This is a genomic window from Roseibium sp. RKSG952, from assembly GCF_009711355.1.
Genome location: NZ_SMMF01000808.1, coordinates 1 through 11,052, shown reverse-complemented (window position 1 = coordinate 11,052; position 11,052 = coordinate 1). Strand labels below are relative to the sequence as shown.

Sequence of the window (11,052 nt, the reverse complement as noted above, 5' to 3'; positions counted from 1 at the left end):
GATCGGCTCTGTCGCGGGTCCGTTCGCGAGGAGCTGTCGGCGCGCCGCCAGCGCGGCGTGACCCTGATGGAGGCGGCGGCGGTTCTGTTTATTCTCGCCGCCGTCACTGCCAGCATCATGATCTTCTACCTCGACGGCGACGGATCCCGGAAAGCCTCCGCGCCCGTATACGAGTTCGGTGCGATCCAGCCGACTGCTCACCCTCTTAATACCGGCTAACCGGACTACACGGGTCTTTCCGGGGCGGCGGATCTGGGCCAAGGCATCCATGGCATCGCAGTCAACCACAACGTCCGCCTGAATATTTAAATAGGATCGGAACGAAATCGAATTCTTGAACGGGTCGCTTTGCGGCCCGTTTTTTTTACCAAAGAGCGACAAATCCGTCCCTTCCCGCTTCGTGGCCCCGGATCTGTTGTATCAGGGGATACCAAGCGACAGGTATGTCACATATGAGGAAATGACTTTCTGGACGTAGTTCCTCGTCTCCGAGAAGGGAATGCTTTCTGCCCAAGTGACCGGATCGACACTCGAGGACCTAGGATCGCCGAAACGTCTCAGCCACTCGTCGACATTTGCGGGACCTGCGTTGTATGCCGCGGCCGCCAGCATGGCATTGCCGTTGTACCTCAGGTACTGGTCCGCCAGATAGTTCGACCCGAAGATAACGTTATAGTCCTTGTCTTTCCCGAGGAGGCTCATGTCGACCTTGACGCCGTGGTTTTTGCCTATATCCCTAGCGGTGCCCGGCATCAGCTGCATCAGGCCTACGGCACCGGCATGGCTCTTGGCCCTCTCGTTGAAGCGGCTTTCCTCGCGGATGACGGCGAGAACGAATTCCTTACGCACCCGGTTGTCGGTCCAGCGGTAATCCTCAAACGGATACCTCTCCTTGACGTGAGAAAGCCGCGTGGAGTCGAGGCGTATACCGAGTTCAGCCGAGGCTAATTGCCCATAGAAGGTGTTCGGGTAACGTGCTGCGGCCTGCATGGCTGCTTTCGCGCCTTGCGAGTTTCCTTGTTTCGAAAGTGCCTTGCCGAGCCAGTATCCGGACTTCGATTTCGCTGAGGCCCTCTTTTCCGCCTTAAGTTTAGGCGATACGGATGCCATCTCCGCGAAATGCTTGATAGAGATGTCCGGGCGGTTCAATTTCTCCAGGGCGATCCATCCGGCGACGAAGTTACGGTCGAAAACGTCCCTGGGCCTGCTCGACGTGTTCGACATTGCAGACTTGTAGGCGGCGACCGGCTGCCCTCTTTCTCGGAGAGTCATCGCGCTTTCGCGATTATGCTTCCACCCCGCCATCGCATGGCCGGACAAGGCGACGACCATGACGAGACAGGCGGTCAAGGACTTGATCAGAGTCATTGCGTTACCTCCTTGATCGTTCCGTCGTCCATGCTCTTTAAGTTTTCCATGCAATCCTCGATCGCTCGAACCGCCTTGCCCGTCGTGACATTGATAACGACCCATGATGCGCAGGAAACGAGACCGGACGCCGGGACGGAAAACACAGGTTCGGATCCCGTGCTTTCCGAATCGTAGGCGTTTAATCGTCCTCTCTCGATTTCGATGAGCAAGTTCCGCACTGAGAGGGTTGCGCCGTCACGTTCCACGATTACGCGCGCGCCGATCGCCTGGAACCCGGCATTGACGAGGCGCTCCAACTTGTCGATCACATTGCTCGGCGGCATACAAACTTCCTGTTTCTGGCGCCGCCCTCGACATCGATGACGCTCGTTTCGATGAGTTTGTCCAGGATAATCTTCGCCCCGCGATCACTGACGTTCAGCGCCTTGGAGAAGGACTTGGTGGTCACGACCGGGGTTCTCATAAACTGCCTGATCGCGAGTCCGATCCTCGACGACGACCGTTCGGTCGGACAAAGGGCCTCCATCGAGGTTATTCGGGCAGGTACGTTCCTGAAATTCTCGAGTTCGGTCTGAATGCCCGCCGCCGCCCTTTCTGCGAAGACCACGGACCATGTATTCTTGTCGCCGGACGCGTTTCTCACTGCATCCACGTTCTTACTGATTCCGCTTGCGATGCCTATTGCGCGCGTCGAAAGTCCGAAACCTGTTTCGAGAACCCATGGAGCGGCTATCAGAGCCATTCTTCTCGAATTTCCAAAAAACCGTCCGGATGTCCATATCGATCTCATGACTTCCACGGCCGTCCATGGCTCAGACGTTTCGCTTACCCTGGACAGTTCGTTCGCCATCCACTCGCTGTCGTCCTCGAGACTCCATACGGCATCCGCGCGCATGAGCCGACCGTTGGCGGCATCAGAGGTCTTGAACGCGTCAGAGACTTCATCGGAAGTGGGTCCCTCTTCCGGCCATCCCGTCATCTTCTCTAGTGCGTTATGGATGCCGAGTGCCATTAGGCTCCCCCGATCCACGGCCGTCTCCTCTGAATCGGCGAGAAGAGTGGCTAGCGTCTCCATTCGAACGAGTGATCCCTCGAGCCCTGTGATGGAGACCGCCTCCCGCCTAAGGGAACCGGGCCGATAAATATCCGCGATGGCCCTTGAACAAATTCCAGCCTCGTCCAGACGCGCCAGGACGGCGGCTAGAAGCGCGAATGCGATCCTGTCGTCCGCGATCGCTGCGCCGGATTCTATGGTCGTTGTTGGTTCCATATTCGAATGGTGATCGCCGGCGGCTTCGCGATCCAGCTTTTTTTACCGAAGAGCGTGCGTAATTGAATTCCAACAGCGACTTATCGAATCCTTTAATGCTTGGCCTTTCGTCAACATTTTGTATTGTGCACTAAGGATTCGTGATCTATAAACTCATTCGAGACAACCTAGCCTGCGGGATCGGGCAACTAACAGGAGTGCCGGAATATGGCGAAAGTGAAACTGGACGATCTGGAAGCCGACATCGTCAAGGCGCAGAAAGCGGTCAAGTCCACCAACGACACGCAGAAGCTTCATCAGGAACGCCTGGCGAAGATTCTCGGCGCTGAGTCCATTCAGAATCTCGAGGTCGACATGGCCGACGATGACTTTGAGGCGGTCTTCAAGAACCAGGAACTCATTCAGGCAAATCTCGCCGGACTCGTTCAGGGGCTCGATCAAGTCACCTTGGCCTTCGGTCAAGAATTCAAGCAGATGGCCGAACCCACCACGTGGGAAGCGATCGTTGGTTTCCTCTCAAAGAATAAGGCTGAGCAGCTGCGTTCCGAACGCGTCAAGACGACGTCGGTCGAGAAGAACCTGAACGAACTGATCCGCAAGTCCGACATCATCGGTGTCCTTCTCAAGGAGCAGCTCGCGGCCATCGACAGCGAGATCGTCAGCGTCAAGGCTGGGCAGGCGAAGGTCCAGGAGCGCACCGTCGTGGTAGCGAAGGATATCGAGGCCCTCAAGGCGGAAATCGACAAGCTGAATCCTGAACTCGACCGTCTCGAGGCTCGCATGGCGGATCTGACGGGCGACCTGCGCAAGTCTGCCGAGAACGAGCGCGATCTCCTGCTCACCGAGCACAACGAGAAGACCGCTAAGCTTCAGGAGGTCACCGCCGTTCAGCAGTCCCTGGAGCGCTACGCTCGTCAATACCAGAGTTCCGTCGAATCCCTGACGAAGCAGAAGGCTGCCCAAAACACGATGATCGAGAAACTGGCCATCGACACCGAACAGCGCTCCGTCCTCTACGATGCCTTGGAGAAATCCCTGCGTACCTCCCAGCAGCAGTCCGTGGCGCATCGCATCGACGACATTGGCAAGGAAACCGATGCCCAAGTGAGCGAAATGATGCTTCAGATCGGCACTTCCTCCGAGAACCGCATCATGTCCATGATGGAGGTTCACGAGGAATTCATGAAGCGCGAGAAGGACGTTCAGGATCGCGGTAAGGCGGCCAACATGACCTTCGCACGTCGTTTCGCCGATATTCTCGAGAAGGTCGACACCGGCAAATACGTCGAGAACTGATGAACGCCCCGGCATCGGATCGTCCGGTGCCGGGATCATGCCGGAGTTGTTTAATTGGATTCCCGTCACGAATATTTTAGCCTTTTAAAGGGCATTGCGGAAGCGCTGTCGGAATTCTCCGAACCGCTCGCGAAGTCGGCCTTCGAACGTCTGTCTGTGCTTTTCATGCTCATGGAGATCAGAGCGAGCGGCGGCAGATCGATGAACATCGACCACAAGAACTCCGGTTTTCCGGTCGCTGCAGATGTCCTCGCTATCGGAAACGATGTCGTCGAGGGTGTTGCGATGACCGGGGACCGCCCCGATGACGTTAGAAAAGAGATTCTCGACGAGATTCTGTTGCGTCGTCGCCTTCCTAACGAGCGCATGCGGGAAAGATTGGCCCGGGGCCTTTATGCCCGGGAGATGAATCGCGTTAAGTCCTCGGAAGCCGCCGTCTTCTGTTCAAATTCCGAAGAGCAGGTCTTCTTCAAGTCTCTGGACGGAGGCGACCGCTATGAGTTCAAGTGGGACGCGTGGGATTCATCGCTCGGACGAGCCATTCATTGTCGCGCGGACATCAAGACCGACGGCAAGCTTGACGGCGAGGCCCTGGAGAAGACCTTGCGAAAGGTGAAGAACGTAGCATCAAAATTCGCCTCGTCTGGCTTCAAGATGATCACTCTCGCGCAGGAAATCGCCGACAGTTCTGACCACATCTACGTGAATCTGGTCGAACGGGTCGTCATCGGCCCGCTTCTCAACCCGAGCTTCTCGTCCGTCGACGATCCGGTTCGTGATGCCTTCGAATCCGTTTCAAATCAGCGCGACGCATGGGTAATACGCTGGATTCACGAGACGGCTGAGGCTGGGTCGACCAAAGAGGTTCGCGCGGGAATCTTCTCCTCGCGCACGTCCCAGAACTTCCGGGTGGACACTTCCGATCCGGATTGCGCGGAACGCGGAGCAACCGAGGTGGTGCAACACATCGCCATGCCGCACGCCGTCTACCAGCAGATCTCGACTCGCCGGAACGAATGCCCTTCCCTGAAGGGGGCATCCGTGCACGTCGTCACCAAAACTGGCCTCATCGAATACAACTAAGGAAACAACGATGGAAAACAGAAGCGTGCGCGTCCCGGAAGAGGACATCGACATTAAACTCGATATTGCGTTGAAGGCGCTGCGGAACGGCCAGCAGTCGGACGTGACGGCCGCTCCCGAAACCAACTTTCGGTTCGCCCACCGCTCGGAACCTTCATCCGTTTCGACAAAGACGACCGATCTGGAAAGCATTCTCAAGAAAGAGGACGACCAACTCCTCTCCCCCGTGGCTCACGGCATCCTGCACAAGGCCCGCCGCGCGCTGGCCGTCGGCATGACCGTCGGTGACATGGCTGTGGAATCGCTCGGCTATGTGGAACTGGGAACGCGTAATCGAGAAGGCCGTCTCACCTCTCAGGAGGAAGGGAAGTTTCGAAAGCTGGTGAAGGTTCGTGCGCTCGTCTCCCTGTTCGCCGCAGCCGCCCACTTGTCGGTCAAGACCGGCACCCGGTCCGGAGCTGATGTCGAGGCGCTCAAGGATCCGAACCTGGCGACCTCCTTCGACGCGGTCGCATGGTTCGCCGGACATCTAACGAAGGCGGTCGACGGGATCGCCGAAGGTGAGATCGACGAGGCCGTGGCCGATGTCTGCGAAGGTGTGATGCGTGCCTGCGAGCACGAGTCCCATAAGGTGATGGCGGACTTCATCGCCGATTTTTCGGCCGTCACCTATTCGGTAGAGAAGGACGATTTCCGTGTAAGTGGTTTCTCTCGTCCGAGCGCCGTATCCAAGAAGGCTTCGGCCATTCAGTTCAAGAAGCCAACCGAGGTCGTAGGCAATCACATTGCTAAGTCGCAGGCCATGCGCATGGCGAAGATGCTGGCCAGCTACAGTTTCGAGGAGCGAAAAAGCCCGTTCGTCGAACTCGGAGGGTTCGTTTTCACCTTCATCGGCGACGGCTTCCCGGGAACCGGCAAGACCACTCTTATCCAGATGGCTGCCGGACTGATGAACGAATACTGCCAGATCGCGGGATACCCGTTTCACTTTGAGAACTTCGGGGTCGACCAGATCTCAGAGTATCAAGGCAAGTCCGGTCAGAACTGCCGCGCGTTCCTTAATCGTGTCCTTGACCCGACCGCCATCGGCTTCGGCACCATCGACGATGTCGATCAGGTTGCGGGCAAGCGGGATGACAAGCACTCTTCTTCCGGGCAACAGGAAGTGACGGGTGTGCTCATGGATGCCTTTGCGGGCGCAAACACGGTCATCAACGGCAACTGCACTTTCGGCATGTTCTCCAATTACCCCGAAAAGGTGGATGACGCTCTGCGTCAGCGTGCCGGCGCGCGTTGGCTCGTGGACGGCCCGCAGACCAGTGAGGATTACGTCGACATCCTGTCCATTCTGCTCGGGAAGCGTCACGATCTGCCGATGGGCGACCACGACTTCCTGTCGTCGCAGGAAATCAAGAAGATGGTCGCGAAAAGCTACGACGGCTTCAACGAGCCTCAGGAGGATCGCCTGAAGGAGGTATGGGGCGATTTCGTGCGCGTTAACGGCGAACCCAAGTCCCTCGCCGCCGTCGGCCGCTATCTTCATGCAATCAAGGAGGCTCAGCCGACCTTCACCGGTCGCGCCATCAAGAACATCACCGATGCTGTGAAGTTCCGTTCGATGGATGTCGATCTGCCGGACGAGTGGTTCGAAAACCCGGAGGTTTTCATGCATCTCCCGCTCGCACGGAAGGTAGAAATGATCGACGAGCTGCGCAAGCCAATCACCTTCGCGACGATCCTTCAGGAGATCAACCAGTACGCCGGCAGTGAAATGCGGTATGCGGACAAATCCGACGATGCCGCCATCGACGACATGGTTCGCAACATGCAACGCACCGAAGCGGCTAACGAGCGCTTTATTGGCGCCAAAAAGAAGTCTTGAGGGAAAACATGGAAAAACTCCTCTCGAACGGGCTTATTTTTGGAAACCTCCACCGAGTGAGTGGTGCCACCATGGTCGGCAGGTATAATGCCTGTCTACGTGCTATGGGGATCGCTCCGACCGATCTGGAGGAATTCCATGTGGATGCCTCTGGCTTCTCTCCGGAGGTCGCCCATGAAAAGGGCGACAAGCAGTACCTCGATCCGGAAGGGGTCAATCGGCACTTTATCATCCTGTCACCGGAACAGCGTTCCCTGCCCATCGTGAAGATGCACTTCTCGACTGACATCACCGTCCTGCGTCGCTTCATGGATGCCAACATGCCGTCCATCGAGCGTGTGACGCTCAGCGACGCGATCTATGGAGAGATAGAGAACCTCGTCGTATCGGTAAAGCGTCCGGCCGACATCGTTGACTTCAAGACGGTGGAATTCGTCATCCACACGCCCTCCGGCATTCTGGAGGCGTCCGAGGATCTCTGCGCGATGGTCGCCGTGTTCGAACAGGATGATATGGCCTGGCGTGTACCCGGCTTCCTTGAAGGCATGTTGGAGAAGGTTCTTGTTTGCGGCGATGTGCGCCGGAACGGTCTCGCCTGTCGACATCGGAAGTTCGAGTGGCCCAACGTGTTCTGGACGGACCACTTCGGAGGTGCCTACGTCTTTCGCTCTGACGGGTCCACGGCGACCCCGGAGACGAGAATGTTCTTCCGTAATCAGGTTCCGGACGGCATGAAGGATCATATCAGTGGTCACTTGCTGGCCGATGCCGCAGAGGCAATCGAGGTTCTTGAAGAACGTCGATTTCTTGACGACCTCAACGTGGAAAGTCTGTCAGACGATGTCCTGCACCACAAGCTGTCTATGCGGGTAGCTCACGTCCTCTTGGAGAACGGCGTTCCGTTCGACGACCATGCTGTCGTCAGTGAGAAGAGCATGAATTCCATCATGTATGCGAATCTCGGCATCCTGAATGAGGATCCGATCTACGTGTACCTGACGGAAATGCGGAAGATCGTCGCTTCCGGCGGGGACGTCCATTCGTTCGACGCGGATGCCGATGCACTGGTGCGTTTCGCGATCCGCCGCGCCCTGCCGGACATCGAGGACGTTTGGGAAATCAACCGTTTCGTTAGTGAGTACTGCGAGTGGGATGTCGTCTCCCTGTTCGCGGTCAATAAGGTGCGCTTCTACGAGATCTACGCCGACATGAGCGACAGAGCCAAGAAATTCGCGCTCGGAGCTATCAGGTCGATCTATGACGATGGCGGCGGAAACGCCCTAAGGATGAAGAATGGCTTTCGGATGAAGCTGTTTGGCCACACCAACTGAGTTTGCGGCGAAGGATTCGCTCCTCGCCCAAGAACAAAAGGAAGGATTGGGAATGTTTGATGGAATCATCGAGTGGACCACTGGTCTGCTGCGGAAGGTCGGCCCCCTGCCCGGCCGCGCGGCGAAGTGGGCTAAGTCTCTGGTCCTGCCGGCTCCGGCTGCCTATGACGACGGCAGCAAGCCCCGCCTGCGGTGGATCACCTATGCCGTAAAGATCTCCATCGTTCTGTTTGTTGTTGCCTACCTGTTTCCCTTGTTGTGGAATGCGAGCTGGATCCGCGGCTACGACCTTCACTATCCGGCGTCCGTCCTAAGCAAAGCGGATCGTTCCGTCGGCGCGAATGAGGCCGTTACCGTTCAGGAAGGTACGGGAGACACTAGGATGTGCGACCGCTCCCGCCTCGTGGACATGCAGATCAAGCTGATCGACTTCATGGTCAACGAGAATGCGTGGATGCCTTCCATGCCTCAATACAAGATGGGCCTGTTTACGCTCATTCCATGGGACGATACGCCATTTCTCGACAACAAGGCGGCGTTCCAGCACGGCGTATTGATGGCGACCCGACGCACCGCCGTCGAACTCGCCGACACCATCGGCCGCGTGCGCGGCACCTCCAAGGCGGACGACGATCTCCTGAACGCCCGCGGAGCGCTTCAGTACGACAGCGAGACATGGTGGTTTAATCCGTTTGACCGCGGTCGCCCGTTCGGACCGATTCAGCCTTCGCAGTACTCCTACCGGAAGGCAATGAATCTCTTCGACGGTTACAACAAGCGCCTGGACGACTGCAAGGCCGTTCTCGATGCCCGTGCGGACAACCTGCGCTCCTACATGGATCGGATCGCCAACGATCTTGGCTCCATCGCGGATGCTCTGAACAAGCGCTCCCAGGCGGTTCGGTATGATCCGTCGTCCGACAAGTTTGTCGATGCCTCCGGCAACGACGCGGGCTGGTTCGATATGCGTGCCGACAACATGTTCCATGAGGCTTCGGGATTGCTTTACGCCTATCACGGCCTGCTTCAGGCGGCCCGGGTAGATTTCGCCGAGGTCGAGGAGCGTCGTCAGCTCACGGACATTTGGGACCGTTTGGAGGAAAACCTCGCGGACGCTGCTTCCCTTTCCCCGTGGATCGTGTCGAACGGGCGCAAGGACGGCTTCCTGATGCCTGATCACCTCGCGGTCAAGACGCAGGTCATTCTGACAGCACGGGCGAACCTGTCCGAGCTCCGGGATATCCTTGATCGCTGATCTTGGGCCGGCGGAACAAGTGGTGGCGGCGCAATGATGCCGCCGCCGCGTAAAGCTCCATATTTGATACTTTAAGCGGGTTTCCGACATTTAATGCACGATGTTTGGCGCTTGAAACACGCGTCACGAGACGTACGACAGGCAGGTTTGCCGACTACTTTGTTTTCGCCGGCGAACCCAGCTGGGTTCTTCCTTACTGGTAGAGTTGTGAAGGTTGCCAATATCGAGCGGTTCTGCCGTTCGATACTGGCAAGAGGGAAGGCTCGCGTCCTCCTTTGTTGCCCCCACTCGCGCCCGTTGGGCGCCGGAAACGGAGACATCATGTTCAAAACGAAATCTGCTGACAAAGACACCCGCATCTCTTTTGATGAATTTGCCGATGAGAGTGCCGATAGCATCGGCTCTTCTGAAATCGCTCTTGTTTCAAAAGTCAGTGAAGATCTTTTGAAACTTCCAGCGTTTAAGAGCTTCGCCGGGACTGGTCTCGAGAGTACGACTAATTTTCGAACGTGTCTGCTCGCTTGCCTTCGTCAGTATCATGATCCGTTCCGCAAGGATGAAGATGAACTCGTCGATTTTTTGGGCGACGACGACGGGAGGTGAGTCCGCAAAGCAACCGGGCCGCTCACTTTCCGGTTGCTTCGGCGCGCCCATTGGGGCGCACCGCCTCCTTCTGAAGGATTCGGAATACTATTCGGCAAACGCCAGCGCGTTATAGTAAATTTTCTTCCTCTTCCGCTGTTAGTTTGATTATGTAAGTATTGACATCGTAAATTTTTAATACTTATCTATTTGCATCTTCATCACAGCTTTTCTAAGCAAAGGAATACGAAATCACCTTTCTGTTGCTCATGACACTATTTGCCTATTGGTCCTACGATGTCTATAATTCATATTTCCACGTATCGATGTACCCGTTCTATTACTTCAAGATCGGAGAGGTCCCGGTGCGTATACGCCGGGAATACATTGTGGCCAGAATCGATGATTTAAAGGAGGAAGGAAAATCCTTTAAGTCAATCGCCATCAAATACGAATGGCCCTCTATGAGGCCTCTCGGGCAGAATAAGCAAGCACCCTTCGGTACTTTTTACACGATTGTTAAAAATGCGGAAATCAATCAGGAGCAAGATAAGGATTGGTATGAATTCGACCCCTCCGATGCCGAGATCGATGAAGCAACGGGATTACTTAAGACCATCAGAATGAGGCCGATGACGTACCGCAAGATACCGTCTCGGTTCAGTTTCGGAGAGACCGACGCTTTGTATCGGCAAGGCCCCGGCGCGGTTTATGACATCTATTTTTCTTACAACACCCAAGGCGCCTTAAATCGGTTAATTGCATGTAAGCGAGTGCCGCCCGACAGCCATTACAATACGATTTGCGAGTTTGAAACCAAGAAGGGAGAACTGCGAATCAGCTTTTTTTTTGAGAAGGAAAAATACATGAAGCACTGGAAGGGTATCGAGCGTGATATTTTCCGAATAGTAAACCTAGATTGAGCGTGAGCGCCCGGTGGCCGTCATCTCTTCATTAACGTCTTCCCCGCCCTGAAGGACGG

General features: G+C 56.2%; 11 protein-coding genes. 8 read left to right on the top strand and 3 right to left on the bottom strand.

Annotated elements, in window-relative coordinates; translation table 11 throughout:
- A partial coding sequence (locus E1297_RS49090; RefSeq protein ID WP_196223239.1) for a hypothetical protein occupies nucleotides 1-219 on the top strand: 219 nt, incomplete at its 5' end.
- A gap of 201 nt (nucleotides 220-420) precedes the next feature.
- Here the strand turns inward: E1297_RS49090 and E1297_RS07860 are convergent.
- The 3 genes from E1297_RS07860 to E1297_RS07850 are packed head-to-tail and all read right to left on the bottom strand — an operon-like array spanning nucleotide 421 to nucleotide 2,641.
- A complete protein-coding gene (locus tag E1297_RS07860; protein WP_196223238.1) occupies nucleotides 421-1,368 on the bottom strand; it encodes a lytic transglycosylase domain-containing protein in 948 nt (315 codons plus the stop codon).
- A complete protein-coding gene (locus E1297_RS07855; protein ID WP_155136193.1) occupies nucleotides 1,365-1,694 on the bottom strand; it encodes a hypothetical protein in 330 nt (109 codons plus the stop codon). The genes E1297_RS07860 and E1297_RS07855 overlap by 4 nt, the downstream gene beginning before the upstream one ends.
- Nucleotides 1,676-2,641 (bottom strand): hypothetical protein, encoded by a 966-nt coding sequence (locus tag E1297_RS07850; protein ID WP_155136191.1) that lies wholly within the window; start codon nucleotides 2,639-2,641, stop codon nucleotides 1,676-1,678. The genes E1297_RS07855 and E1297_RS07850 overlap by 19 nt, the downstream gene beginning before the upstream one ends.
- 207 nt (nucleotides 2,642-2,848) lie before the next feature.
- On the opposite strand from E1297_RS07850, the gene E1297_RS07845 reads away from it, so the two are divergent.
- The 7 genes from E1297_RS07845 (at nucleotide 2,849) to E1297_RS07815 (ending at nucleotide 10,993) form a co-directional block, all read left to right on the top strand.
- Nucleotides 2,849-3,937: a hypothetical protein gene (locus tag E1297_RS07845; protein ID WP_155136189.1), complete on the top strand. Its 1,089-nt coding sequence runs from the start codon at nucleotides 2,849-2,851 to the stop codon at nucleotides 3,935-3,937.
- Between the two features lie 54 nt (nucleotides 3,938-3,991).
- Nucleotides 3,992-5,020 carry a hypothetical protein gene (locus E1297_RS07840; RefSeq protein WP_155136186.1) on the top strand — a complete coding sequence of 343 codons (1,029 nt, stop codon included), beginning with the start codon at nucleotides 3,992-3,994 and terminating at the stop codon, nucleotides 5,018-5,020.
- Nucleotides 5,021-5,030: 10 nt separating this feature from the next.
- Entirely contained in the window at nucleotides 5,031-6,902 is a 1,872-nt protein-coding gene (locus E1297_RS07835; protein WP_155136183.1) for an ATP-binding protein, read from the top strand.
- 8 nt (nucleotides 6,903-6,910) lie between these two features.
- Nucleotides 6,911-8,233, top strand: coding sequence for a DUF6638 family protein (locus E1297_RS07830; protein ID WP_155136180.1), 1,323 nt, complete (start codon nucleotides 6,911-6,913; stop codon nucleotides 8,231-8,233).
- A 52-nt stretch (nucleotides 8,234-8,285) separates the two neighbouring features.
- Nucleotides 8,286-9,488 (top strand): DUF2333 family protein, encoded by a 1,203-nt coding sequence (locus tag E1297_RS07825; RefSeq protein WP_155136177.1) that lies wholly within the window; start codon nucleotides 8,286-8,288, stop codon nucleotides 9,486-9,488.
- Nucleotides 9,489-9,809: 321 nt separating this feature from the next.
- The gene (locus E1297_RS07820; protein ID WP_155136174.1) at nucleotides 9,810-10,091 is read left to right on the top strand and encodes a hypothetical protein; all 282 of its coding nucleotides are present in this window, start codon (nucleotides 9,810-9,812) and stop codon (nucleotides 10,089-10,091) included.
- A gap of 368 nt (nucleotides 10,092-10,459) precedes the next feature.
- The gene (locus E1297_RS07815; protein ID WP_155136171.1) at nucleotides 10,460-10,993 is read left to right on the top strand and encodes a hypothetical protein; all 534 of its coding nucleotides are present in this window, start codon (nucleotides 10,460-10,462) and stop codon (nucleotides 10,991-10,993) included.
- The last annotated feature ends 59 nt before the right edge of the window (nucleotides 10,994-11,052 follow it).

Bases quoted from the DNA above. Each gene is read 5' to 3' on its own strand.
- E1297_RS07860 (WP_196223238.1), bottom strand. From the start codon at position 1,368: ATGACTCTGATCAAGTCCTTGACCGCCTGTCTCGTCATGGTCGTCGCC.
- E1297_RS07855 (WP_155136193.1), bottom strand. From the start codon at position 1,694: ATGCCGCCGAGCAATGTGATCGACAAGTTGGAGCGCCTCGTCAATGCC.
- E1297_RS07850 (WP_155136191.1), bottom strand. From the start codon at position 2,641: ATGGAACCAACAACGACCATAGAATCCGGCGCAGCGATCGCGGACGAC.
- E1297_RS07845 (WP_155136189.1), top strand. From the start codon at position 2,849: ATGGCGAAAGTGAAACTGGACGATCTGGAAGCCGACATCGTCAAGGCG.
- E1297_RS07835 (WP_155136183.1), top strand. From the start codon at position 5,031: ATGGAAAACAGAAGCGTGCGCGTCCCGGAAGAGGACATCGACATTAAA.
- E1297_RS07830 (WP_155136180.1), top strand. From the start codon at position 6,911: ATGGAAAAACTCCTCTCGAACGGGCTTATTTTTGGAAACCTCCACCGA.
- E1297_RS07825 (WP_155136177.1), top strand. From the start codon at position 8,286: ATGTTTGATGGAATCATCGAGTGGACCACTGGTCTGCTGCGGAAGGTC.
- E1297_RS07820 (WP_155136174.1), top strand. From the start codon at position 9,810: ATGTTCAAAACGAAATCTGCTGACAAAGACACCCGCATCTCTTTTGAT.